20 protein-coding genes are annotated in these 24,177 nt (G+C 57.9%); 6 read left to right on the forward strand and 14 right to left on the reverse strand.

What is annotated here, in order from left to right; translation table 11 throughout:
* Positions 1-214: 214 nt before the first annotated feature.
* Positions 215-2,056 (forward strand): putative bifunctional diguanylate cyclase/phosphodiesterase, encoded by a 1,842-nt coding sequence (locus OM794_RS00580; RefSeq protein WP_226250565.1) that lies wholly within the window; start codon positions 215-217, stop codon positions 2,054-2,056.
* Between the two features lie 7 nt (positions 2,057-2,063).
* Here the strand turns inward: OM794_RS00580 and OM794_RS00585 are convergent, their stop codons facing one another.
* The 9 genes from OM794_RS00585 to OM794_RS00625 form a co-directional block, all read right to left on the reverse strand.
* Positions 2,064-2,558: a DUF2878 domain-containing protein gene (locus OM794_RS00585; protein ID WP_226250566.1), complete on the reverse strand. Its 495-nt coding sequence runs from the start codon at positions 2,556-2,558 to the stop codon at positions 2,064-2,066.
* The gene (locus tag OM794_RS00590) at positions 2,559-3,827 is read right to left on the reverse strand and encodes an SAM-dependent methyltransferase (RefSeq protein ID WP_226250567.1); all 1,269 of its coding nucleotides are present in this window, start codon (positions 3,825-3,827) and stop codon (positions 2,559-2,561) included.
* On the reverse strand, positions 3,824-4,621 hold the full coding sequence (locus OM794_RS00595) for a DUF1365 domain-containing protein (protein ID WP_226250568.1): 798 nt from the start codon (positions 4,619-4,621) through the stop codon (positions 3,824-3,826). The genes OM794_RS00590 and OM794_RS00595 overlap by 4 nt, the downstream gene beginning before the upstream one ends.
* Positions 4,621-5,988: an NAD(P)/FAD-dependent oxidoreductase gene (locus OM794_RS00600; protein WP_226250569.1), complete on the reverse strand. Its 1,368-nt coding sequence runs from the start codon at positions 5,986-5,988 to the stop codon at positions 4,621-4,623. Before OM794_RS00600 ends, OM794_RS00595 begins: the two co-directional genes overlap by 1 nt.
* Positions 5,985-6,770, reverse strand: coding sequence for an SDR family NAD(P)-dependent oxidoreductase (locus tag OM794_RS00605; RefSeq protein ID WP_226250570.1), 786 nt, complete (start codon positions 6,768-6,770; stop codon positions 5,985-5,987). The genes OM794_RS00600 and OM794_RS00605 overlap by 4 nt, the downstream gene beginning before the upstream one ends.
* Positions 6,771-6,786: 16 nt before the next feature.
* The gene (locus OM794_RS00610) at positions 6,787-7,218 is read right to left on the reverse strand and encodes a nuclear transport factor 2 family protein (protein ID WP_226250571.1); all 432 of its coding nucleotides are present in this window, start codon (positions 7,216-7,218) and stop codon (positions 6,787-6,789) included.
* A 33-nt stretch (positions 7,219-7,251) separates the two neighbouring features.
* Positions 7,252-8,664 carry a deoxyribodipyrimidine photo-lyase gene (gene phrB / locus OM794_RS00615; RefSeq protein ID WP_226250572.1) on the reverse strand — a complete coding sequence of 471 codons (1,413 nt, stop codon included), beginning with the start codon at positions 8,662-8,664 and terminating at the stop codon, positions 7,252-7,254.
* Between the two features lie 83 nt (positions 8,665-8,747).
* Positions 8,748-9,668, reverse strand: a complete 921-nt coding sequence (locus OM794_RS00620; protein WP_226250573.1) for a MerR family transcriptional regulator — start codon at positions 9,666-9,668, stop codon at positions 8,748-8,750.
* A gap of 206 nt (positions 9,669-9,874) precedes the next feature.
* Positions 9,875-10,933, reverse strand: a complete 1,059-nt coding sequence (locus tag OM794_RS00625) for an NAD(P)/FAD-dependent oxidoreductase (protein ID WP_226250574.1) — start codon at positions 10,931-10,933, stop codon at positions 9,875-9,877.
* A gap of 236 nt (positions 10,934-11,169) precedes the next feature.
* Between OM794_RS00625 and OM794_RS00630 the strand changes: the two genes are divergently transcribed.
* Positions 11,170-12,072, forward strand: coding sequence for a TIGR01777 family oxidoreductase (locus OM794_RS00630; RefSeq protein ID WP_226250575.1), 903 nt, complete (start codon positions 11,170-11,172; stop codon positions 12,070-12,072).
* 11 nt (positions 12,073-12,083) lie between these two features.
* Here the strand turns inward: OM794_RS00630 and rapA are convergent, their stop codons facing one another.
* The gene (gene rapA / locus OM794_RS00635) at positions 12,084-15,029 is read right to left on the reverse strand and encodes an RNA polymerase-associated protein RapA (RefSeq protein ID WP_226250576.1); all 2,946 of its coding nucleotides are present in this window, start codon (positions 15,027-15,029) and stop codon (positions 12,084-12,086) included.
* 113 nt (positions 15,030-15,142) lie between these two features.
* Positions 15,143-15,946, reverse strand: a complete 804-nt coding sequence (locus OM794_RS00640) for a TlpA disulfide reductase family protein (protein ID WP_226250577.1) — start codon at positions 15,944-15,946, stop codon at positions 15,143-15,145.
* Between the two features lie 102 nt (positions 15,947-16,048).
* Here OM794_RS00640 and OM794_RS00645 point away from each other — a divergent pair, with 102 nt between their 5' ends.
* From OM794_RS00645 to OM794_RS00655, 3 genes are all read left to right on the forward strand, one after another.
* A complete protein-coding gene (locus OM794_RS00645; RefSeq protein WP_226250578.1) occupies positions 16,049-16,279 on the forward strand; it encodes a hypothetical protein in 231 nt (76 codons plus the stop codon).
* Positions 16,266-17,813: a phospholipase D family protein gene (locus OM794_RS00650; RefSeq protein WP_226250579.1), complete on the forward strand. Its 1,548-nt coding sequence runs from the start codon at positions 16,266-16,268 to the stop codon at positions 17,811-17,813. The genes OM794_RS00645 and OM794_RS00650 overlap by 14 nt, the downstream gene beginning before the upstream one ends.
* Before the next feature lie 141 nt (positions 17,814-17,954).
* On the forward strand, positions 17,955-19,163 hold the full coding sequence (locus OM794_RS00655) for an ABC transporter substrate-binding protein (RefSeq protein WP_226250580.1): 1,209 nt from the start codon (positions 17,955-17,957) through the stop codon (positions 19,161-19,163).
* Between the two features lie 187 nt (positions 19,164-19,350).
* On the opposite strand, the gene OM794_RS00660 is transcribed toward OM794_RS00655, so the two are convergent.
* Positions 19,351-19,884: an Hsp20/alpha crystallin family protein gene (locus OM794_RS00660; RefSeq protein WP_226250581.1), complete on the reverse strand. Its 534-nt coding sequence runs from the start codon at positions 19,882-19,884 to the stop codon at positions 19,351-19,353.
* A gap of 194 nt (positions 19,885-20,078) precedes the next feature.
* On the opposite strand from OM794_RS00660, the gene OM794_RS00665 reads away from it, so the two are divergent.
* A complete protein-coding gene (locus tag OM794_RS00665; RefSeq protein WP_226250582.1) occupies positions 20,079-21,710 on the forward strand; it encodes a dihydroxyacetone kinase subunit DhaK in 1,632 nt (543 codons plus the stop codon).
* Positions 21,711-21,840: 130 nt separating this feature from the next.
* On the opposite strand, the gene OM794_RS00670 is transcribed toward OM794_RS00665, so the two are convergent.
* Both OM794_RS00670 and OM794_RS00675 read right to left on the reverse strand, forming a co-directional pair.
* Positions 21,841-23,166 (reverse strand): branched-chain amino acid ABC transporter permease, encoded by a 1,326-nt coding sequence (locus OM794_RS00670; protein ID WP_226250583.1) that lies wholly within the window; start codon positions 23,164-23,166, stop codon positions 21,841-21,843.
* Positions 23,166-24,137 carry a branched-chain amino acid ABC transporter permease gene (locus tag OM794_RS00675; RefSeq protein ID WP_265154163.1) on the reverse strand — a complete coding sequence of 324 codons (972 nt, stop codon included), beginning with the start codon at positions 24,135-24,137 and terminating at the stop codon, positions 23,166-23,168. Before OM794_RS00675 ends, OM794_RS00670 begins: the two co-directional genes overlap by 1 nt.
* Positions 24,138-24,177: the final 40 nt, after the last annotated feature.

Consider the following 24,177-nt stretch of genomic DNA (forward strand, 5'->3'; position numbering starts at 1 on the left):
ACTGGCTATTTATCGCCTATTGCTGGAGATTTTAGCGGATTGGCCGATAGCACTATAGTGAGCGGATTGGCTCTATCCACAGCCGATTATGCACAATAAATTTCCCAGTGCCGTAATATAGAGTATCCAAGTTTCTGATTAGGCGGCATGATCAGCATGGCACCTAACGCTAATTTTTATCTAGGTTAATTTGTATAGGGTATAGCGAATCGCCATGTGGCTTCCTGTTTCTCTCAATCGTCCGTTAGTTTGGGTCGCACTGACGGCGCTTCCAGCGGGTGTCTGGATACCTGATGCGATGCTACGCATGGTGGCTGCCACGCTAGTTGCGCTAGGGCTTTGGGACGCCTGGAAACAAATGCGTCAACAGCGGCTGCGTTTGCGCCTGTCGCAAGATACATTGAGGCTCGCCAGTGATGCCATGGTGATCACCGATGCGCAAAATCGCGTTATGGTGGTAAACCCAGCATTTACCGAAATTACCGGCTACACCCGCCAGGAAGTTCAGGGGCTGAAGCTGGAGACGCTGGCAGCCCCGCGCCACGACAAAGTCTTTTATCAATCGTTTTGGAACACGCTGAAAAGTACCGGCCGCTGGGAAGGGGAAATGTGGAGCCGCCGCAAACATGGCGATGAGTACCCCGAGTGGCTGAAAGTCCGTGCTGTGACCGATAAACGTGGCAACATTACCCATTTTATTAATCTGTTTACCGATATTTCGGCACAAAAAGCCCGTGAGCGCGATCTGCGTCGTCTCGGCTATGAAGACCCTCTTACTGGATTGCCCAATCGTCGGCGCTTGCATGACCTGCTTGCCTCGAGGCTGCGCCATTTGCGCGCTGGTGAGAGTCTGGATATGGCGCTGGTGGATATCGATGGCTTAAAGTCGGTGAACGATAGTCTGGGCGTTGAGCAGGGCGACCGTCTGTTAGCTCGCTTTGCCCAGCGGCTAAACAGTTATGTGGCCGGGAGCGTGGTAGGGCGCCTGGGTGGCGATGAGTTTATGGTCATCCGTACTACCACCTTTGACGATCATGACCAGTGGGTGGCAACCCTGCGTGAGCATATGAGCCGACCATTTGAAATCAACGACCACTCGCTGCGCTTAGGGCTGACGATTGGCAGTTGCCGCGTGCCCGAAGATGGAAACGACTCAGGCGTGCTGTTCCAGCGCTTGGAGTCGGCGCTTTACAGCGCCAAACGGCTGGGGCGTAACTTAAGCCAGCGCTTTCGACCGGCGCTGGATAAGCAGGATAACCCTCAATTGGCGCTACTCAGTGACCTACGCGCCGCGCTTATTTCCGGTGACCAGTTGGAACTGCACTATCAAACCCAGCATGAGCCTGGCAGCGGCGAACTGGTCGGCATGGAGGCGCTGCTGCGTTGGCGCCATCCACAGAATGGAATGATTTCCCCAGGCGACTTTATTCCGTTAGCCGAGCGGCACGGGCTAATGAGCCAACTGGGCGCCTGGGTGATCGAAAAAGCGTGTGCCCAGCAGGCGCACTGGCGTAATAGCGCTATGCCCAAGCTGACGATTTGGGTCAATATTTCGGCGCTACAGCTGTTTCAAGGCGATCTGGAGAGCCAACTGACCACTTGCCTAAAGCGCTACCAGTTGAAGCCTTCGCAAATTGGTTTAGAGCTGACGGAGTCGGTGTTACTTGACGAGCGTGCGGGCGATATGGGGCCACGGCTGCAGGCGCTGCGTGACCAAGGCTTTGCGATTGCCATCGACGATTTTGGTACCGGCTATTCATCCCTTGGCTACTTGAAGCGCTTACCGGTGGACAAAATAAAACTCGACCGGGCGTTCATTAAAGAGTTGCCCCACGATCAGGCGGACGCCTCTATCGTTAAGGCGGTATTGGCGATGGCAGAAGGCATGGGGCTAGGGGTAATTGCTGAAGGTGTTGAAACCAAAGAGCAGTGTCAGTTCTTGGTCAAGGCCGGCTGCACGTCCGTGCAGGGGTTCTACTTTGCCCGACCGCTTGCCGCTGCTGAGTTGGAAAAACGTCTGGTGCCCGCGCCAGCCATTGTTCCCTCCGCTTCTTAGCAGAAAATCAGGCGCGGTAAAAACGGCTAACTCCCACACAGAGCATGCCCCAAACGAGTGCCTGGACAGGGAGTAGCCAGACAGCAAGACTCACCTCTGCCAGCAGCGCACCAGCGTAATAAGAGAGAGGCCCGCTAATGGCGCCGCACAGCGCGGCGAGCAGCGGGTAGCGCCATAGCCAGGCAAGCGAGTGATAGACCAGGGTGGCAAACAGCGGCCAAAGCATCCACAGCCAGAGCGGTAGTAGGCCCAATACCAGGGTTTGATCGTTAAAATCGAAGCCTCCCAGCAGCTGCAGGCCACCGTCAATGACCAGTCCGAGTAGCGCAAATCCAGCGATAAAACGCCACTCGCCGGGCCGTGCGCAACGCCACAGGTGCCAAGCTAGCAGGCTGCTGCCAGCCACCGCAGCAACCCACGAACCGCCCAAGACACACAATAGCCACCCGGCTTCGAAACGTAGTGCATTTAACACCAGTGCCTGCCACTTGGGTGATGCCATTTAGAGTGCGCCTGTGAGCGGAGTAGGTTTTGCCGCGGGCTTGGCCAGCAGTAGGTGGCAGGTGCCAATGGAGCGCTCGATAAAGCCGCCCTCGCAGTAGCACAGGTAGTAGCGCCACATGCGGATAAAGCGCTCGTCGTAGCCCAGCGTTCGTACCTGCTCCAGGCTGGCTTCAAAGCGGTGACGCCACTCGCGCAGCGTGCGCGCGTAATGCGGGCCAATTTCATCCAGCGCGACGATGTTTAGCGACGTTTTACGCATAACGCTGGTTAACATGGCGTGGTGCGAGGGCAGAAAACCGCCAGGAAAAATGTAGCGCTTGATAAAATCCATATCGCGTTTCGCTTCTTCGAAGCGCTGATCGCGGATAGTGATGGCTTGCAGCATGACCTGCCCATCCTCGGTCAGCAGGCTATCCAGTTTATTGAGGTAGGTGTCGAGATATTGATGCCCCACCGCCTCAATCATCTCAACTGAAATGAGTCGGTCATACTGGCCGGTCAATTGACGATAATCCTGCTTAAGCAGGGTGATTCTATCTTCTAACCCCTCTTCTTTAATACGCTGAGCGGTATGAGCGTGCTGCTCATCGGAAATCGTGGTGGTGGTAACGCGGCAGCCGCGGGTTTTGGCAGCATGAATCGCCAGTCCTCCCCAACCGGTACCAATCTCTAGCAGGTGATGCTCGGGCTGCACATCGAGCTTTTCCAGCATCAAATCGAGCTTATAGGTAGAGGCCTCTTCCAGACTGGCTTCCGGGTAGGGAAACACGGCGCTTGAATACATCCAGTGGTGGCGATCTAAAAACGTCGAAAACAGATCGTTGCCGATATCGTAGTGGGCGGCAATATTGCGTTTTGAGCCGCTTAGACTGTTGCGCTGAAAGCGGTAGGCGGCACCCAGTAACCAGCGGGCAAAGCGGGCACTGCCGTTCTCCATTTTAGTATTCACCTGCTCCAGATTGGCGGCGAACAGGCGCACCAGGGCGACCAGGTCGTCAGCATCCCAATCGCCATCCATGTACGATTCGGCAGCCCCCACGGTGCCGCCAAAGGCGAGACGCTTCCAGGCCCGGGAGTGGCGTATCACCACGGTCACTTGCAGCGGGCCTTGCTGACCTAAGTGATAACACTGATTGCCCTCAATTAGGGTGATACGTCCGCCGCGAAAGGCGTCCAGCTGGGCCATCAGGCGTGGCTTTAACCACTTGGTTAAGCGGCCTTCGGTAACCGGTTGAAGGTTAGGTGGTGTGGAACGCAGGGTCGTCACTTTGAAGTCTCCTTGCGCTTGGGGTGGTTATAAACGGGAACGCGCTTAAGCCACAAGCGAAGCGCTTCAAGATGAATGCCCGCGATGGTTTTCAGACTCATCCATGGCTGGCGGGCCAAGGTCTTTAGCCAGGCACCACGGGTGGCAGGAGAGGCATCCAGGGTTAACGTGGCATCAAAATGGCACTGCTGGTGCTGCCAGTTCTCCATATGCAGAAAGAGCTTTTCGCCGGGGGCATTGAACTTCCAGCGGTAGGTCATCTCCATGGGATTAAACGGCGATACGTGGAGGTCTTTAGCAAAATGTGCCTGGTGGCTATGGCGTAGGGGATCCACCGCGCTGGCGTAGCGGGTGCGCTCGCGCCAGGGCATATTGGTGACCTCACTCAATACTGCTGTTAGACGCCCAAGATGATCGTAGGCGTAGTAGACAGAAATAGGGTTAAACACGCAGCCCAGTGTGCGTAGCTGGGTAAGCACGCAGATGCGGCCATTAGGTGCACTGCCCAGTTGTCGAATAAGCTCTTCCCGCACGGCGGTCTTCAGCGGGCGGTCAATCGGGCCCAGATAGTCCTCGCGACGAAAACGCGCCAGTGCAGGGCGGCGGGCGCTAAAGCCGGGCACCTTATCAAACAGTTCGGGTAACTCATCCAGATCCAGCCACGCCATCCACAGCTGGTAACTAAAGGTGTGGGATTTGGGCGTAAAACGCCGGTGGCGTAGGGTGCCACGATAAATACGCGAGCGCGGCTGAGTTGAAATTCCAGCGCTTATCTCACTCATCATGCTAGCCATCACCCCAGCCCCTCAACGCCCTGGGGCGTTAGCAGTTCATGGGCAGGCAACGCCAATGGCTGGCTGGGCGGCGGGGCCGACTCATCACAGCCCAATGCCTGCGCCACACGCAGTGCGCTCCATACGCCATCTTCATGGAAACCGTTACGCCAATAGGCACCGCAAAAGTGGGTGCGATAAGCCGTAGAGGATATTTCTGCGTGCCGCCCCTGGGCCTCCTGACCTGCCAAAGTGAATTGGGGGTGCGCGTAGGTATAGCGGCCAAGCACCTTGTTTGGATCAATGCTGGCGCTGTCGTTCAGGGTTACGCAAAACGTCGTGTCGCTCTCTATGCGCTGGAGAATGTTCATGTCGTAAGTGACGGAGACCCGTGCTTCGCTATCGCGCTGATCCAGGCGGTAGTTCCAACTCGCCCAGGCGCGCTGGCGGCGCGGCAACAGGGCGGTATCGGTGTGTAGCACCACCTCGTTATTCTGGTACGGCATGGCGCCAAGAATCTCCTGCTCGGCGCTGCTGGCGTCGCCCAGCATGGCGAGTGCCTGGTCGGCGTGACAGGCGAGCACCACCTGGTCAAAGCGCTGGGTACCGGAGGGCGTGGTGATCACAACGCCCGTGCTGTCGCGGATGATCCGGGTGACCGGCGAATTGAGGTGAATACGCGATGCATAGGGCGTGGTCAGACGGGGGATATAACTTTTCGAACCACCCACCAGGGTGTACCACTGAGGGCGGTGGTTGACCGATAGAAGGCCGTGATTACGGAAAAAACGCACAAAAAAAGCCAGCGGGAAGGCGCGTAAATCGCTAATGCTGGCCGACCAAATGGCAGCTCCCATGGGCAGTAAGTAGCGCTGTTGAAAATCGCGATTGTAGTGGTGGCGATCCAGGTACTCTCCCAGCGTCATATTGTCGGGCAGTTGTTGGCTTTCAAGGGCTTTGGTGGCCTGCTTGTTAAAGCGCAGAATGTCGCCCAGCAGGCGGTAAAAAGAGGGATTAAATAAATTGCGTCGCTGAGCAAACAGCGAGCCCAAGGTATGTCCGTTGTACTCAAAGTCCCGAGCTGTCTCGTGTACCGAGAAGCTCATTTCGGTGGCTTGTGAAGCGACGCCTAGAGTGGCCATCAAGCGCTGAAAGTGCGGATAGGTCCAGTCGTTAAAGACAATAAAGCCGGTATCGATAGCGTAGGAGCGCCCCGCAACGTTCACGTCCATGGTGGCAGTGTGGCCACCCAAGCGTGAATCCGCCTCAAACAGGGTGACTTCATGCTGGGCGGAGAGGTACCAGCCGGCGGCCATGCCGCTGATGCCGCTACCGATAATGGCAATACGCTGTGATGGCCCAACGTTTAATGATACCGGGGCGCTCATGATGACTCCTGCTGGTGGCGGGTCATGCGCAGGCCTATCTGACGGCGCATAGCGGGGGGCAATATGCCCAACAATTTGACCAGATAGGTAAACCGGCGCGGAAAGTGGATATCCAGCCGGCCCTTCACCAGCCCTGCGATAATGGCATCGGCTGCTTGCTCTGCCGTCACCTGCATTGGCATGGGAAAATCGTTGCGCTCGGTGAGCGGTGTCTTAACAAAGCCGGGATGAAGCAGGCTGACATCTATCCCTTCCTGATCAAGGTCTAAGCGCAGTGACTCCAAAAAGTAACTGACCGCGGCTTTAGACGCCCCATAGGCTTCCGCGCGGGGTAGCGGTAAATAAGCCGAAGCGCTGGAGGTGGCGGCTAACCTAGCCGGGAGGCCCTCTTTGCGCGCTTCGCGCAACAGCGGCAGTGCGGCTTCAACGCCGTACAGAGTGCCGAATAGATTGGGCCGAAACACACGCTCGACTAACTCCATGTCGAACCGCTGAGCGTTCAGGTACTCGCAGGTGCCAGCGTTAAAGAGCGCCAAATTTAACGCGCCGAGCTGCTCGCGGATGGCGTTACCCGCTTGGAGCACTGCTTGGCGGTCGCTGATGTCCAGCGGCAGAGGGTAGGCATTAGAGTGGCCCTGACACAGCGCTTCGAGTGCTTCAACGTTGCGTGCGCTAAGCACCACCTGATGGCCCTGGGCGATGAGCTTACGGGCCAGGGCCTCGCCAATACCCGAGGTGGCACCGGTTAACCAGATACGTTGGGGCGTTTTCCAGGTGCTCATCAAACCTCTCCTCATCCTAAGCCAAGCGTTTTTTTAACCAGCGAATGACGCTGCCCATCAGTGGTAACTGTTCGTAGAGCATGGCGCCCGCATCGAAGTAATCGCGATGGCGCTGAACCCGCCCGTCTTCAGCAAAGGTCAACGCACTACAGCCCTCAACCTCTACCGGTTTACCACCTGCCAAACGCGGGTGAATAAACGTCATGGTCCAAGTAACGAACGCTTGCTGCCCCTGCAACTGCTGAGTGTGATAACGGAATTGGCACTTCTCAACATTTTCATACAGGGTTGAAAAGTAGCGTGCTAACGCTTCGCGGCCTTCAATCTTATGCAGCGGATCGCTAAAAGTAACATCACCAGTATATACCTCGTACAGCTTTTCTGTACAGGTATTGTCTAGTTTATTAAAAAAGGCGCAGAACGCCTCTAACGCCGCAGGCTCAGCCATCACGGTCTCCTTAAGCAGTGGTTAACAATAGATTTATTTAGACAGCGACTTAAATGCTTCCAAGGCGCGCTGGCGAGCCGCTCTGTGATCTACAATCGGTGCCGGATAATCAACGTCGCTAAGCAGATCCTGGGGCGGTGCATGGCGTGCTTTTGCGGGCAGGTGGGCCAGTTCAGACAGCCAGTGGGCAATAAACTCACCTTCAGCATCAAAGCGGGTGGATTGGGTGGTGGGATTAAAAATGCGGAAGTAAGGGGCGGCATCGGTGCCCGTTGAGGCTGCCCACTGCCAGCCGCCGTTGTTGGCGCAGAATTCACCGTCAACCAAGTGGCGCATAAAAAAGGCTTCTCCGCGCCGCCAGTCAATCAGCAGGTGCTTACTTAAAAACATTGCCGTGATCATGCGCAGCCGATTGTGCATCCAGCCGGTCGTCACTAACTGGCGCATGGCAGCATCCACGATAGGGTAGCCCGTTCGCCCCTCGCACCAGGCTTGAAAGCCTTCCTCATCGTCGCGCCAGGCTAACTGCTTGGTGTGCTCCTGAAAGGGTTGGTAGCGGCACACCTGGGGAAAGCCCACCGCTACGTGCTGATAAAACTCCCGCCACACCAGTTCGTTGACCCAGGTGGTAAGGCCGATATCGCCGTCGGCCAGGTGACCGCCATTTTCGCTCATCACCGCTTGCAGACATTGGCGATAGGAGATCATACCTAGCGCCAGGTAGGGCGAGAGTTCACTGGTACCGCGCACCTTGGGTAGGTCGCGCTGGGCGTTATAGTGACGGCCACGAAAGCGGAGGAAGCGCGCTAAGTTATCCGCCGCGGCATTTTCACCGGCTGGCCAGAGCCGCCCATCGACGGGGGTGTTTTCAAATTTGGGCAGTGCAGGCAGTGGGTCGCTTTTAATATCCAATGAAGCCTGTACGCTGGGCGTCTCGCGTAGCGCCAGCTGGTCGGCGCTGACCTGTTTGTGCCACGCTTTGGAGAACGGCGTAAATACCCCGTAGTAGTCGCCTTTGCCGGTTAGCAGGCTGCCGGGGGCAAACGCTACTGCATCGTGGTAGCCATGGGCGGCAATGCCAGCCTGTTTAAAGGCGTCCTGCACAGCCTGGTCGCGGCGGCGCTCATTGAGGGCGTATTCGTGATTGAAGTGCAACTGCTCAACATCATATTGGCGAGCGATCTCAAGCAGTGCCTCGGGCGCCTGGTCATAGCGTTCAATATCACGATGCAGCAGCGGGATATTCAAACCGTTGAGGGCTGTTTGGACGGCGGCAACACCCCGCGCCCAAAAATCCAGCTTATTGGCGCCATGCCCGTGATCCTGCCACTGGGGAATGCTGCGTAAAAATACCGCTATCACAGGCCCTTTTGCGGCGGCAGCAGCGAGGGCGCTGTTGTCGTCAATGCGCAGATCGCTGCGCAGCCAAACCAACTGACGTTTCATAGGCTTCCTCCCCTAGGGGCTCCTGCGGCACAAAAAAATGGCCGATCACCGGAGGGCGAACGGCCAGGATAAAAGCGCGCTGGTTAGAGTACGCCAGACTCGCGCAGTAGAGGGCGCAAGCGGGCAATCGCCTGGGGCAGGTCATCGCCCAGCATGTGAACCGGCCCATCGCGCAAATCGTTTTCACGCAGACGGGCCACTTCGCCGCATACGCCGATAGGTACGTTCAGCGCTTCAGCCGCTTTAGGCAGCGCATGGTTTATGTAGCTATCGCTCTCCCGTTGGCCGCTAGAGAGCAGCACCATGGATGAATGCAGCCGCGCCACTGCCTGGGGGAGATCCTCCAGCGGCAGTGAGTGGTCAAGCATCTGCACCCGGTAGCCCTGTTCGCTGGCCATTAGCGCCGACATTAGCACCCACAGTGGGCCGGGGTCGTCGGGCATGGCGTTGAGCAGAATCAGCGGGCCACGGGTGGCCTGATTGGCATAGTGCAAGCGGATGCCCACCTGGCTGCGCAGAAACGCTTCCAAGGTGCGGCGAACTAACTGATCCGCTTGAACGGCCCACTTGGCCTCTAACGTTAAGATCACCGGTTGCCAGAGTTCATTAATGGCCACGCTTAACGGATAGAGCGCCAAACTCTGATGGTAAAACGCCTCCAGCTTGGCAAGATCCAATGCTTCGGTGATCGCTTGCAACTGCAGGCGCTGGCTGGCCCAGTCACCGGCATCAGGTGTCGGTGTCTCAATTGTTTCTGGCTGGTCAAGCAAGTCGGCGACTTGACTGACCGGCACACCACGATTGAGCCACTGCAGAATGCGTTCGATACGGGTGATGTCGTCCTGGGCGTAAAGGCGATGGCCTTTCGGCGTGCGCTGGGGTCGAATGAGTCCGTAGCGTCGCTCCCAGGCGCGTAGCGTGACCGAATTCACCCCTGTTAAGCGAGAAACCTCGCGTATTGGATAGAGTGGCGTATCGGGTGGGTGGGTCGCCTTGAGACTCATGGGCGCCAATACCTCTTCGTTATCTGCAGCACGGCGCTGCAGGGGTATGTCATTGTTCGCCGCAGCGAAGGTGATTCATATTCCATTTAAAGATTGCCTGATTTAAAAACTAAACATTAGCACGATACTGTATGCTCATTTGTACAACTTGTCGCTACCCGGTACAACCTTTATAAGAATCCTTCTTAATCATTTAAGTTTCGTGCTTATCGAACCGACCGGCCTATTAGTGCCTCTCCCAAGCGGTGGCCGGATAACCAGGCATCCTCGACACGGCCACCGCGAAAACTGTCGCCGCAAAGGGCCAAACCATTCGCACTGTATAAGTAATCATACTCGCAGGGGGTTGTTGGCTGCGCATAGCGCCAACGATGCGCGCCCGTTTCTATTAGCTTGGGGAACGTGGCGGCAGGGGGGAAAGTACGCTTGAAAGCGGTGAGTAGTTGTTCTGCCACCCACTCGGCGGGCTGTTCTAAGTGGGCTTCGCTCCAATCGAGTTGCGCTAGCAGGCTGACACTCTCCGACTGTGTTTCTCGGCCCGGTTTCGTTTGATTGCGGGATACTATATTAAGCATCGGGAGGTCTAGCCGCGCCATCTGCCAGCCTGGATTAACTCCGGTTAGGGCGGGAAGCGGCCCGTCAAACAGCGCCCATCCCGCCCAACAGGCACGCTGCTCTCGGGTGGTACAGACTGCTGCCAAAGCGTTGTCCCAGGGTTTGACCAACGCATGGGCTTGGGGAGGCGGAGCGCTAATCACGATCTGGTCATAAGGCCCGTGGTGAGTCTCATCAGCAGCTAATAGCAGCCAGCCGTTGGGGGGTTGCTCCAGCGCTACGATGGGGGTGCCGGTATGCAGCTCGGCATTGGGCATGGCCGTTAGCGAATCAGCCATATATCGCGTCAAAGCGCTCATTCTGGGCGCCCCGGTGTAGCGTTTTTGGCCATCATCGTGCGCCTGCCAGCCCCGTGAGCTAGCCTGATAGGTACATGTGGGCCAGGCGGCTATGCAGCCAGCCTCAAGCCACTCATCGACGGCGTGTTGAAATGCTGCGTCGCGCACGCTAAATGCCTGAGCGCCTACGTCAACTACGGCGACAGATCGGCGTTTACTCGACATACGCCCACCGGGGCCGCGGGCTTTATCAAAGAGCGTGACGCTGGCGCCGCTACTGGCCAGTACCTGCCCGCAGGCAAGCCCTGCAATGCCCGCGCCGATGATAGCAACCGAGTGGTGGTCAGGAAGCGGCGGTAGCGGTTTGGTCATGAGCACTCGCAACGTGTAAAAACGCTCGAATTAATCTTTATTGAGGTGCATTGTAGCAGTTTTGTATAAAAATCGTACAATTTGGTCGCTGTTTTCTTATCTAATCTGCCTCTTTTTCAAGCATGCAACTATAAACCGTTATAAATAGAGCAGTTATAAAGCGCAGTGATTAAAGCAGTTATAAACAGTGCCGCCATGAAGGCATGCCACGATGTCACCCAACAGGAGCAAACCCCATGCGCGTATTAATCACCGGAGGCAGCGGCTTTGTCGGCCAGCGACTATGCCGCCAGTTAGTTGAACAGGGCCATGAGGTGCAGGTGGTTTCCCGCTCGCCTCATCAGGTGCGGGATCGTTTGCCGAGCAATTGCGATATTCGCGATAGCGCCCAGGCGTTTATTGAGTCGCCGCCGGACGCCTTGGTTAACCTGGCCGGTGAGCCGATTGCTGCCAAGCGCTGGAGCGATGAGCAGAAAGCCAAACTGATTAACTCCCGGGTGGCGGCGACCGAGCAGTTGGTGGCGCTTTGCGAACAGCTCAAAGCTAACGGCCAGCCGCTGCCTAAGGTGATGGTATCGGGGTCAGCAATGGGCTACTACGGCGATCAAGGCAAGCGCGTGGTAACCGAGGAAACAATACCCAACGATGAGTTTGCTCATCGGCTGTGCAAGCAGTGGGAGGCCGCTGCCAAACCTATCGAGGCCATGGGCGTGCGGCTGGCAATCGTGCGCATTGGATTGGTGCTGGAAGCGGGCGGCGGCAGCCTGGAGAAGATGCTGCCGCCATTTAAGCTGGGGTTGGGGGGACGCTTTGGCAGCGGCGAGCAGTTTATGCCGTGGATTCACCGCGACGATTTGGTTGCGGCGATCCTGTTTCTCATCGATCAAGAGGGCTTGCGCGGCGCTTTCAATGGCAGCGCTCCGCACCCGGTGACCAATGCCACCTTTACTAAGACCTTGGCCAAGCAGCTTAACCGTCCAGCGATTTTCCCAGTACCCGCCTTTGTACTGAAAGCGGGCTTTGGAGAAATGTCGCGGCTGCTGCTGACCGGCGCCGATATGCGCCCCGCACGCCTTGAAGAGGCAGGGTTTACCTTTCAATACCCCACTCTCGACAAGGCGCTTGAGGCCATACTTTAAGCAACAATAGCTTAGCGGTCAGCATCAACGGTGATAATCACCCGTACTGAATCAAGCCGCAGGCGGGTGTTCTCAATCGCTTCGCTAAGCGCCTGGCGTTCGCTTTTCAACGCGTCGATTTCGGCGCTGCGTACCGCTGGGTTGTGCTCGGCAAGTGCCGTTAAGCGGGCAATCTCGGCATCCAGTTGAGCGCGCATGCGCGCTTCGGCGTTTTCGACAATGCTGGGCAACTGGCGCTCGGCTTCGCCTTCACCCTGGGTCAGCAGCTCGCGCAACTGGTCGTGGCGGCTTTTGATTAAGTCCCGAGCCAGCGACTTGTTAACCTTCTGGAGGTTTTTGCCCAAGCCGGTGAAGGAGATCTTGCTGGTCAGGTTGGCGCCCGATTCATCCAGCAACAGGCGCACCGCAGTGGGCGGCAGGAAGCGGTTAAGGTGCAGCTTCTTGGGCGCCGGGCAGTGGGTGCGGAACACCAGCTCGGCCATCAAGCGGCCGCTGGGAATGGCGTCGTGGCGCAGCAGGGCGAGCGCCGAGTTGCCCATGGTGCCATCCAGCACGCGGCCCATCATCTCGCGCAGCAGTGGGTGCTCCCAGGAGAGTCGCTGGACATCGTCACGGGCCAGCGCCTGGGCGCGGCTGTAGGTGGCGGTAAAGCCCTCTTCGCCTTTGATCAGTCCGGGCAGGCCGTCGAGCATATGTTGGCTGGGCTGCAGGTGCATTAAGCCCTTGCCAATCTCCTGGCTATCCACGCCGAAAATATCCAGCGCCCGTTCCAGGTAGCGCGGTAGGGCTGCGTCATCATCCAGCTCTTGCACCGCGTCGATCACTGTTTGTGCACGGGCGGGGCGGCAGGCGTTGAGCTCAAGCAGCCGGTTGCGGCCCGCATCGTGTTCTGCCAGCTTGGCGCTAAACATGGCGCGGGTTTCGGCGATAATTTCCTCAAGTGCCTCATCATCCAGCAAGGCGTCAGCCAGGGCGTCACCAAAGGCATCAAACAGCTCGTTGCCGACCCCATGCGGGGCACTGAACGCATCCATACCTTCGTGGTACCAGCGCAGCAGGCGCTCGCCGGGGCTGCCTTCGAAGGTAGGAATATGCAGCTCAATGGCGTGGCGTTGGCCGATGCGATCCAGGCGGCCAATTCGCTGTTCGAGCTGATCCGGGTGCTGGGGCATGTCGAACATCACCAGGTGGCGGCAGAACTGGAAGTTGCGCCCCTCAGAGCCAATTTCCGAGCAGACCAGTACCTGTACGCCTTCGTCTTCATCGGCAAAGGCTGCCGCCGCGCGGTCACGCTCGATCAGGGAGAGGTCTTCGTGGAACACTGGCGCATGATAGCCGCCCAGCACCCGCAGCCCTTCGGCCAGACCTTCGGCGGTTTCCCGGTGGTGGGCAATGACCAGGACTTTTTCGTTGGCGAAACCGCTCTCGCTGTCGTCGCTGAGTTTCTCCAGTAGCCAGTTGACTCGCGGGTCGATGTGCCACCACTCTTCGCCGTTGAGCGGGTCATCTTTAAGCTCGCGATAGGCCGCATCGGGATAGATCAGCACGTCGGGGTGATCCATGCCGGTCTCGATCAGCAGCTCGTCGAGGTAGTCGTCGTCGCGCTCCAGGCGGCGCACTACCCGGCGGTAGGCCGAAGGTAGCGCCAGCGGGGCTAAATTTAAACGCCGCTCAGGGAACCCCCCCACGTGGCGGCGGCTGTTGCGGAACATTACCCGGCCTGTGCCGTGGCGATCCAGCAGTGCTTCGCTTAGCTGGGCGCGGGCAGTATTCTGCTGCTCTTTACTCGCTTCATCGTTGCATAGCGTGGCCAGCAGCGCCTGGCTGTCGCGGTCATCGGCCACCGCGGAGACGTGGGCGCGAGCGCTGGGCTCGTCCGGTAGGGCCTCCAGGGCATCAATGGCGCGGGCCACTTCGGTGTAGTGACTCTCTTCGGCTTTGAAGCGCTCAAGGTCGTGATAACGCTCGCTATCCAGCAGCCGCAGGCGGGCAAAGTGGCTCTTGATGCCCATCTGTTCGGGGGTCGCGGTGAGCAGCAGCAGGCCGGGAATCACCGCCGAAAGCTGTTCGACGCACCGGTAGCCGGGGCCGCTGCCCTCTTCACTCCAGTCGAGGTGGTGCGCTTCGTCAACAATCAGCAGGTCGAACTGGCTGGCCAGTGCCTGCTCTTGACGCTGGGGGTTGGCAAACAGCCAGCCTTGGCTGGCTAACACCAGTTGGGCGCTCTCAAAGGGGTTGTAACTGCCGTGGGCCTGGCTTTGGGTTTCATCTAACAGCGTGACGTTAAGCGAGAAGCGCCGCAGCAGCTCGACCAGCCACTGATGGGTGAGGCTGTCGGGTACCAGAATCAGCGCTCGCTCAACGCGGCCATTGAGCAGTAGGCGGTGCAGAATCAGGCCTGCTTCAATGGTTTTACCCAAGCCGACTTCATCTGCTAGCAGCACGCGTGGGGCGTGGCGACTAGCGACTTCGTTGGCAATGTAGAGCTGGTGGGGAATCAGATCGATGCGCGGCCCGGAGAAGCCCAGGGCGCTGTGCTGCTCAATACGCTGATAGTGGTGCAGGGTGCGAAAGCGCAAGTCAAACCAGTCGTTGCGATCGACCTGGCCGGTCAGCAGGCGGTCGCGGGCCTGATCGAACTGCATGGTGTCGGCGAGTTTGGCCTCGGGCAGTTCACGCAGATTGCCTTGCTTGTCTTCACCGATATAGGTGATCAGGCCATTCGACTCTTTACTGTCATCGACGACGATTTGCCAGCCGTCGGCGGAGAGTACGCGGTCGCCACTGCCGAACATAACGCGGGTAAGCGGGGCCTGGCGGGTGTTGTAGGTACGGGTTTCCTGACTGGCACTGAACAAAATGGTAACGCTACGGGCGTCGCAGTTAAGCACGGTGCCGAGCCCAAGCTCAGCTTCGCCGTCGCTAATCCAGCGTTGGCCGGGAGAAAAATCGCTCATGATGCCTCGGGGGAGTCTGCAAAACGGGTCTTATGCCACCGGTAGTGAGCACCGGCGGCAACAGGGCGGGGGATTCTAACGCAAAGCAGCGGGGGGATTAAGGTGTATCGGCATCAATCTTGTAACCAGCGATCCAGATGGGCGCGGGTAAGTTCGCCAACGTGGACATCCAGGGTGTTGCCCTGGCCATCAAACAGCACGGTGGTGGGCAATCCCGGCGCCTGAAAAAGCGCCATCAACTGCTGGCTGGGGTCACGCAGGGCATAGCGAAACTCAAGCTGCTGCTCATCCAGGTAGCGCACCATGGGTAGCAGATCCTCGCCCTGGTTGGCGACCACTACGCTAACGCCGTCGCGCTGTGCGGCCTCTTCAAGCAGCGGCATTTCACGCAGGCAGGGCGGGCACCAGGTGGCCCATAGGTTGACGATAATCAGGTCACTCTCTTCGGTTAGCGTTGGCAGAGACACCTGATTTCCCTCGATATCCTCAAGCGTTATCTCCGGCAGTGTTTCAACGGCAAAGTCATCGCCCAGGGGCGCCAGGGTGGTCAACACTAGCCATAGACTGGAGGCCGCCACTAACATAGCCATGGCACCGCCCATCGCTAATAACCGCGCGCGTAGCGTCCAGGCCGTCCATACCAAGCCTGCCGCCATTCCCCATAGGCCCTGGTAGCCGGGTTGCCACACTTTGAGCGCTTCAAGTGGGTTGGGGCTATAGCTCTCCAGGTTGAGCATAATATGGCCGGCCCGCGCGCCGACTAGCCAAACAATGATAAGTCCAGTAAACCAGCGCTGTTGAGCCGGGCGGGGCAGACCTAATAAAAGCCGCGCGCAGAGTAGCAGTAGCAGCGCGCAGCCAACCGCGTAAAGGCGTGGTAGCGAAATCAGTAGCGGGCCGAGGGCGATGGCATTCATGGATTTCCAGTTCAGTTTTTAATTCAAGTTTACACTTAAGCAAGCCGTGAAGCAGGTACACTGGGAGACCATATCACGCGAGCTGAAAATTACGGAGACGTTATGCCCCCACCCGCTTTCGATAAGCTGCGCGCGCTAGCGATCGGCTCCCAAGCGATTGGCTTAATACTGATTATTACCCTGGAAACGGTCATGGGGGACGGTGCACGCCCCTGGCAGGGCGTGGTGCTTGCGGCGATGGTCGCGACTGCATTAACCATCGCCCTCGTGCGTCTTTATCGACGCAACTTAGCTCGCAAGCGCTGGGCCGAACGTCTTAATGACAATGACTAAGGCTTGCCGTTGGACTCAATGGCTGAGCGTACTGTTACTGTGCAGCCTACTGGCGGGGTGTACTCATGCGGTGACGCGTGAACACCATACCACCCTTGCCTTGGAGGAGGGGCGCGGTACTTGGCTGGGTGAACAGGCTTATCAGGCGTTAGCGGAACAGACAGAACCCGATGGTTTTGCGCTGCTGGCCAATGGGCAGGAAGCTTTTGCTGCTCGGGTGGGATTGATTCGCCAAGCCCAGCGAGAACTGAATATCCAAACCTACTTACTGGGTGAGGGACAAACGACGCGGCTCATCCTGTCTCAGTTGCTGAATGCCGCTGAGGAGGGCGTTCGGGTGCGCCTGCTGGTCGATGATTTCGGTGCTGTTGGCCAAGGTGATCGCTTGGCAGCACTGGCGAGCCACCCGAGTATCCATGTGCGGGTTTATAATCCGCTACCGGTGGGCCGTGGGCATATGTTCACACGCGTCTTGGCCTCGGTGGTCAACCCTGCTCAGCAGCACCGTCGTATGCATAACAAACTATGGATAGCCGATAACAGCGTCGCCATTGTAGGCGGGCGCAATCTGGGCGATGAGTATTTCGATGCCAACGACTCGCGCAACTTTGCCGATTTGGACTTTACGACCATCGGCGAAGTAGTGCCTGAGCTTTCGCGCAGTTTTGATCTGTATTGGAACCATGGCTTGGCGCAGCCTATTGAACGCTATCATCAAGTCGCCGATAACGCCTGGCAAACCCTTGCCACGGAGCTGGAAGAGTGGCTGGACGATAATGCCGACTCGGAATACTTTACCCAGTTGCGCAGCCAGCCACGCAGCGCGCCGCCATGGGAGACCCTGCATTGGGGCGAAGGGCTGGCGATGTGGGATGCCCCCGGCAAGCTGACGGCTGGAACGCCCGAGTGGCGGGATACCTTGCTAGGTGATTTAACCGATGCCACCGAGCTTAACCAGCGTCTAGTGATTATTTCTGCCTACTTTGTGCCCACCGAGCAAGGGGTGAAAAAATTAACGCAGCTTGCCGATCAGGGTGTCATGGTCGAGATCATTACCAATTCACTGGAGTCGACAGACGCGGCCGTGGTGCATGGCGCCTATGCCCCCTGGCGTGAAACGCTGCTCGCCCACGGTATCGCCCTTTATGAGCTGCGCCCCGAACAGGAAGCGGGCCCGGATGAAGACATGCGTGTGCCCGGCGCTTCGGCTTCCGCGCTGCATATCAAGGCATTGAGCTTTGACGATCAACTGTTCGTGGGCTCGTTTAACGCTGATCCCCGGTCGATCTACTGGAATACTGAAATTGGCGTGCTGGCCCGAAGTGACACCCTTATAAAGGCGTTTAACGACCTGGTGACCGTTGGGCAGGAGCCTGCGCTGAGCTATCGTATCGAACTTACCCCAGAAGGTGAGCTTAACTGGCATCTGGAGCGCGATGGAGCAATGGACGTTTTAACCACTGAACCAGGGGGTTTTTGGCGCCATTTCAACGCCTGGTTAAGCCATACGCTTAAGCTTGAGCGCTGGTTATAGTGCATTGTGCAAACTAGCGTTAGAAACCGGTGCTTGTGTTTTTGCCGTTCCAGTTCCAGATTAATAGCAGCCTTAACGATTAACCGCTGGGGCACACTAAAAAAATGCACAAACCTTATCTCACTGGGAGCGACCAATAACATGATCAATAAACGCGCATTAGCCACCGCTGTGGCGGCCTCAACCCTGGCAATGACCGGGTTCGCACAGGCAGAGGTCAAAGTTGGCTTCTTGGGCGGTTTTACGGGGGGAATTGAGAGTTTAACACCACCGATTTTTGAAGGGGCGCAACTCGCCGTTGAGCAGATCAATGAGCAGGGCGGTATTTTAGATGGCCAAACGCTGGTGATGCCGTCTGGTGATACCACCTGCTCCGATGCCTCGGCGGCCTCCAACGCCGCCGACCGCATGGTCAACTCGGAAAATGTCACCGCGATCGTCGGTGCGCTGTGTACCGGTGCGACCATTGCCGCGGCTAATAATGCTGCCATCCCCGGTGGTGTGTTGATGGTATCGCCTGCCTCTACTGCCCCCGCGGTATCGGAGCTGGACGATAATGATCTGGTCTTCCGTACCGTGCCGTCGGATGCTTTTCAAGGGGAGATCCTCGCCAAGCTGCTGCTTGAAAAAGGTATCGACGCTGTGGCGGTCACTTACGTCAACAACGATTATGGTCAGGGGCTTTCAGACGCCTTTAGCGCTGCTTTTGAAGCCGGCGGTGGTGAGATTGCCGAAAACCTTGCCCACGAAGATAACCGCGCGGATTATCGCTCTGAGCTAGGCTCACTGTCAGCCAGTGGCGTGGATACTCTCGTCGTGCTGGCCTACGCCGACACCTCGGGTCAGACCGTGCTGCGCCAAGCCTATGAAAGCGGCATGTTTACCCAGTACGTTGGCGCTGACGGTATGGTGGGCGATAGTCTGATCAATGCCATCGGCGCAGACGTGTTGGATGGCATGATAGCCACCCGTCCTGGCAGCCCAGACCTGCCCGGTACCGATATTTTCATTGAAGCTGCCGAAGCTGCTGATCTAGACCCCAGCGCTGTGTTTGCTGCCCAGGCTTACGATGCCGCTTTCCTGATCGCGCTGGCGATTGAGCAGAACGGCAGCGCCGAGCGCGAAGGACTTTCAGAAGCCCTGCGCAGCGTTTCCAGCGCCCCTGGCGAAGTGATTCTGCCTGGCGAGTGGGAAAAAGCGGTTGAACTGATTGCCGCAGGCACCGAGATCAACTACGAAGGCGCCTCTGGCTCCCACGAGTTCGATGATAACGGCGACGTGCCTGGCGTAGTGGTCGAGATGGCTGTAGAAGACGGCACCTTTACCAGCAAAGGTCAGGTTGATCTTTAATTCTAAGGCTTGGGATTGAAAGAGTGCCCGGCTGGTTTCAGCCGGGCATTTTTTATTTGGTATGGCCCACCTTGTGGTCGTTTATCGCTTAAATAGCCGACACTACAGGTAATCCATCCAGCGCCATGCCTGGCGCAGCAAAAAAAAGCTCGCCAGTCGGCGAGCCCCATAACGTCAGCAACCACTTTTACTGAATGGGGATTTTACGGCGAGCCGCCCTGGCCTGTTCGCTACGCGGTACCCGTACCGTCAGAATCCCATTCTTGAAAGAGGCTTTGATATCCTCGTCCTTGGCATCCCCAGGCAGATCCAGTACGCGCTGGAACCGACCATAGGAGCGCTCGATACGATGGAGCTTATTATCTTCACTATGGCTCTCCTGGCGCTTTTCACCTTCAATGACCAGACGATTATCATCCAGGGAGATAGCGAGGTCTTTCTCCTCGACCCCCGGCACCTCGACGCTGATCACATACTCGCTGTCGTGTTCGGCAATATCGAGCCGCGGCTGCAGAAGGCCCGGCAGGTCACCAGCGCGACTTTCCAGGGAGGGCATGCCGAACTGCCGCATGACACTGTCCATCCAGCGATCCAACTCCTGATGCATACCCATGAAGGGGGAGAGCTCACTGCGGCGCGGCTCCACGCTGGATGGCGGAGTCGGTGTATCGGCATTTTCGCTCTTGAACCAGTTCCAGGGAGAGAGTTTTTGCAAATTCATACGTCACCTCCTATCTGATCTTGCTACCTATGACGTAAATCGAAATACTCAACGTCTCGGGTTGCCCCTTGATAAAAAAATAGCTGGTGGCAAACGACAAAATTTCAAGCCCCCAGAGCGCCAACCGTGCGCTATCTGGCTATATCGGGTAGGGGCGGGATGAGGCTGTACGAGCAACCAGAGGTGACGAGATCATGACGCAATTTATCAACAACAAAGCAGACGCCGTCACTGACGCGATCGACGGTCTTATCAGGGCATCCGGTGGCCAGTTGGCACGCCTGGATGGCTATCCTCATATTCGCGTGGTGGTGCGGGCCGACTGGGATAAGTCCCGAGTGGCGTTGGTTTCTGGCGGTGGTTCTGGTCACGAACCGGCCCATGCCGGCTTCGTCGGCAAGGGTATGCTAACCGCGGCTGTCTGCGGTGACGTCTTTGCCTCACCCTCGGTCGATGCGGTTCTGGCCGCAATACTGGCGGTTACCGGATCGGCGGGCTGCTTGCTGATCGTCAAGAATTACACCGGTGACCGGCTGAATTTCGGGCTGGCCGCCGAGCGTGCCCGTGCCTTAGGGCACAAGGTGAGCATGGTGGTGGTCGACGACGATATTGCCTTGCCCGACCTTCCACAAGCTCGGGGGGTGGCGGGCACACTCTTTGTGCATAAGATAGCCGGGGCATTGGCCGAACAGGGTGCCGAGCTTGAAACCCTGACCAGTGCCGCTAAGCGGGTGATCGCAAACACCCACAGCATCGGTATGTCACTGGATACCTGTAGCGTGCCCGGCTCGCCCAAAGAGCAGCGCATTCCCCATGGGATGGCGGAGCTGGGGCTTGGCATCCATGGCGAGGCGGGTGTTGAGCAGATTGCTTACGACGGCGCGAAAAACGCCATGGCTGCCGTCGCTGCAAAGCTGGCCACCGTCATGGATAAACAGCCACATGCTGTACTGCTGAACAACCTCGGTGGCGCGTCGTCACTGGAAATGGCGGTACTCGCCAACGAGCTTCTGACGTCTTCCATTGCCAGCCGCCTGAAACTCATCGTCGGGCCAGCGCCCATGATGACGTCGCTGGACATGCAGGGGTTTTCTGTATCGGTGTATCCGCTCACCCGGGATGATGAGGCCTTACTAGCCGCCGCCTGCGGCCCCACGGCCTGGCCTGGCTGCAAGAGTATCCAGCCAATCACCCTACAACCGCTTCCCGATGGCTTACTGCCTATTCAACCTATCCCATCCTGGCATGATCAGACCGCCACCTTGCTGACGAGGTGGTGCCAGGTACTGATCGACGCCGAAGCGGATCTGAATGCACTGGATGCCAAGTCCGGTGACGGTGATACCGGCTCAACCCTCGCTGGAGCCGCCAGAGCCTTGTTAAACGCGCTGGATAGAATGCCTCTGGCCGATCATTCCCAGCTTTACCGGGCCATAGGGCAGGCGCTTAGCCAGACCATGGGGGGCTCCTCTGGTGTGCTGCTGGCTATCTTCTTCTCCGCGGCAGGAGAGGCTGCGTCCAGCGGACTACCCAGGGTTGCTGCGCTGAAGGAGGGGCTCAAGCGGATGCAGCAAATTGGGGGCGCGAAGTTAGGCGACAGAACCCTGGTGGATGCCCTCAAACCCGCCCTGGATGCCCTCGACGATAGCACTGCCTCCGCTGCTAGAGCAGCACGTACAGGGGCAATGCATACCGCTACCATTGTAAAGGCCAGCGCGGGGCGTGCCGCCTATATCAACGCCGAACAGCTCCGGGGGCATATTGATCCCGGCGCTGAAGCAGTGGCACGATTGTTTGAAGCGCTGGAGGCGCAGTCAGCGAAGTAGTGTGGTCGTTAGCATTCACTATCGCGCCAGATTTGGCGCCCGCGACTGCGTGTGGTTTGCAGCAACCGCTGCCACCTGCCGGGCTTAGTCCGGCAGAGTCATACCAATCTGCTCCAACCAAGCTGCCCCATCAACTGTGGCTTTTGATCTTCTCGGGTAGCAGGCCTTTGGGGGCAAAGCGCAGTACCATGGTGATCAGCACACCAATGACCAGCACCCGAGCCTGCAGGGCGCGGCTATCCATATTGCCCGGTGCATCCCAACCGAACGCACCTTCGCCGAAGGCGACGGCTAACTGCATTAAATAGAGTGCCAGCGGCTCGGACATAATCCAGATGATATACACCGCCACGGCGCCAAAAATGGTGCCCAGGTTATTGCCCGGCCCGCCGAGGATCACCATCACCAGTACCAGGAAGGTATGGTTCAGCGGTAGATAGCCCTGAGGGTCAAAGAGGCTGTTAAACGTGCCCATGATGCCGCCGCCCAAGCCCATCAATATACAGCCGAGCACAAAGATCTCCAGGCGACGCTTGTTGATATCTTTACCCATGGCGGCCGCAGACACTTCGTTATCACGAATGGCCCGAATCATGCGGCCCCAAGGGGCGTTGTAGGCGCGATTGAGCAGAAAGAAGATCACCGCAATGATCACTGCGGTAAACGACAGGTAGATCGCGCGCGCGAGGGTGAAACCCAGCTCGGCAGGCCCCGGCGTGGGCCAGGGGAGCGGGGAGACCGTGGCGGTGCCGCGGGTCAGCCAGTCAGAGTTCTTTAAAAATGCCTTGATGATCTCGGCTATGCCCAGGGTGGCAATAGCCAGGTAGTCGCTGCGTAAGCCCAGGCAGATATGACCAATAAAGTAGCCAACGCCACCGGCCAAGGCACCACCCACAATCCAGCCGATCCAGGCGGGCAGCCCAAACCCACCGACAAAGCCTGCCCGGGATTGTATCTCACTGGTCACTTCACGCAGCAAGCTGATCACTACCAGATAGAGCACCAACGCCAATAACACGGCGATAAGCGTGCGCAGTTTTTTGGGAACGCCCAGGCGATCCAGTTTGCTGGCACCGATCACCAGCAGCGTCGCTGCCACGCCGTAGAGTAAAACGCGGCCCAGCTCGCCGGGCAGTTCGGTTCCCCAAAACGCATCATTGACCGGCACGCTGAACAGCATCGCAGAGAAACCGCCCAGGGCGACAAAGCCCATCACCCCGGCGTTGAACTGTCCTGCGTAACCCCACTGGATCGTTAAGCCCAGGGCAAGGATGGCGTAGCAGGCGGCTTCAACCAGCATGCGCGTGCTGTAGGCGGCGCCCATGATGGCGTAGACCGCCAGAATCGCCACCAGCAGCACACCAAACAGGATCAGCTCGCGTAGCGGGAAGCGACGGACAGGCGTTGCGTCTTCAGGGGTGTAGGCAGGGTTGCGGGTATTTTCTGAGTTGGTCATTAAATCACCTTGCCTTTAAAGAGTCCGGTAGGGCGCCACACCAGAATGGCCACAAGAATGAAAAACGGCACCACAATTTTGTACTCGGTGCCCACAAAGGACAGGTTGGAGGGTAGCTCTAACCAGGTGGGCAGGCTGTCGCGGAAGGGGCGCAGCAGCACGTTCCAGTTAAACACCGCCAGGGTTTCGGCAAAGCCGACCACAAAGCCACCGGCAATGGCGCCGTAAGGGTGGCCAACGCCGCCCACAATGGCGGCAGCGAAAATGGGCAGTAGCAGGAAGAAGCTCAAGTCGGGCTTGAAGGTGACATCCAGGGAGAGCAGTGTTCCAGCAATAGCGGCCAAAGCCCCCGCAATCACCCAGGTCACCGCCACAATGGTATTGGTATTAATACCCGATGCCTGGGCGAGCTCAGGATTATCCGACATGGCACGCATGGCTTTGCCTAGCCGCGAACGATTGAGGAAAAGGTGTAGCGAGATGACCGCGACGATGGTAATCACAAACAGATAAATTTGCGGTTCGGTCACTACAATCGGCGCGCGGGCGCCCTCAAAGGGAAGGGTAAGGCGAAAAATCTCCTTGCGGTCATCTACGTAGAGGCTTTGCCCACCGGTGCCCGCAAACAGGCGGATCAAGCCCTGGAGAATCAAGGTGACCCCCAGTGATCCAATTACCAACACGATCGGCTTGACCCCATGGGCGCGTAGTGGCTTGTAAAAGGTTTTGTCGATCCCCACTGCCAGGGCGGCAGTCAACAGTATGGCCAGCGGCAGCATCAGAACCGCGGTCGGCACGCCAATGCTGGCACCCGCTGCCGGGAACAGCGTGGTGAGCAGCAGTACCATAAAGGCGCCGAAGGTCATCATGTCGGCATGGGCGAAGTGGGCAAAGCGCATAATGCTGAAAATCAGCGTTACGCCAATCGCCCCGATGGCATAAATAGAGCCGCTGACGCTGCCCGAGATCACCACATTATTGATAAAAAAACCAGTTCGTTCACGTCTATCT

Source organism: Halomonas sp. BDJS001 (genome assembly GCF_026104355.1).
Classification (GTDB): Bacteria; Pseudomonadota; Gammaproteobacteria; order Pseudomonadales; family Halomonadaceae; genus Vreelandella.

Coding starts and splice junctions, on each gene's coding strand:
- phrB (WP_226250572.1), bottom strand. CDS start 8,664: ATGAAACGTCAGTTGGTTTGGCTGCGCAGCGATCTGCGCATTGACGAC.
- OM794_RS00580 (WP_226250565.1), top strand. CDS start 215: ATGTGGCTTCCTGTTTCTCTCAATCGTCCGTTAGTTTGGGTCGCACTG.
- OM794_RS00650 (WP_226250579.1), top strand. CDS start 16,266: ATGACAATGACTAAGGCTTGCCGTTGGACTCAATGGCTGAGCGTACTG.
- rapA (WP_226250576.1), bottom strand. CDS start 15,029: ATGAGCGATTTTTCTCCCGGCCAACGCTGGATTAGCGACGGCGAAGCT.
- OM794_RS00625 (WP_226250574.1), bottom strand. CDS start 10,933: ATGACCAAACCGCTACCGCCGCTTCCTGACCACCACTCGGTTGCTATC.
- OM794_RS00620 (WP_226250573.1), bottom strand. CDS start 9,668: ATGAGTCTCAAGGCGACCCACCCACCCGATACGCCACTCTATCCAATA.
- OM794_RS00640 (WP_226250577.1), bottom strand. CDS start 15,946: ATGAATGCCATCGCCCTCGGCCCGCTACTGATTTCGCTACCACGCCTT.
- OM794_RS00645 (WP_226250578.1), top strand. CDS start 16,049: ATGCCCCCACCCGCTTTCGATAAGCTGCGCGCGCTAGCGATCGGCTCC.
- OM794_RS00605 (WP_226250570.1), bottom strand. CDS start 6,770: ATGAGCACCTGGAAAACGCCCCAACGTATCTGGTTAACCGGTGCCACC.
- OM794_RS00585 (WP_226250566.1), bottom strand. CDS start 2,558: ATGGCATCACCCAAGTGGCAGGCACTGGTGTTAAATGCACTACGTTTC.
- OM794_RS00670 (WP_226250583.1), bottom strand. CDS start 23,166: ATGACCAACTCAGAAAATACCCGCAACCCTGCCTACACCCCTGAAGAC.
- OM794_RS00630 (WP_226250575.1), top strand. CDS start 11,170: ATGCGCGTATTAATCACCGGAGGCAGCGGCTTTGTCGGCCAGCGACTA.
- OM794_RS00610 (WP_226250571.1), bottom strand. CDS start 7,218: ATGGCTGAGCCTGCGGCGTTAGAGGCGTTCTGCGCCTTTTTTAATAAA.
- OM794_RS00655 (WP_226250580.1), top strand. CDS start 17,955: ATGATCAATAAACGCGCATTAGCCACCGCTGTGGCGGCCTCAACCCTG.
- OM794_RS00600 (WP_226250569.1), bottom strand. CDS start 5,988: ATGAGCGCCCCGGTATCATTAAACGTTGGGCCATCACAGCGTATTGCC.
- OM794_RS00595 (WP_226250568.1), bottom strand. CDS start 4,621: ATGGCTAGCATGATGAGTGAGATAAGCGCTGGAATTTCAACTCAGCCG.
- OM794_RS00665 (WP_226250582.1), top strand. CDS start 20,079: ATGACGCAATTTATCAACAACAAAGCAGACGCCGTCACTGACGCGATC.
- OM794_RS00660 (WP_226250581.1), bottom strand. CDS start 19,884: ATGAATTTGCAAAAACTCTCTCCCTGGAACTGGTTCAAGAGCGAAAAT.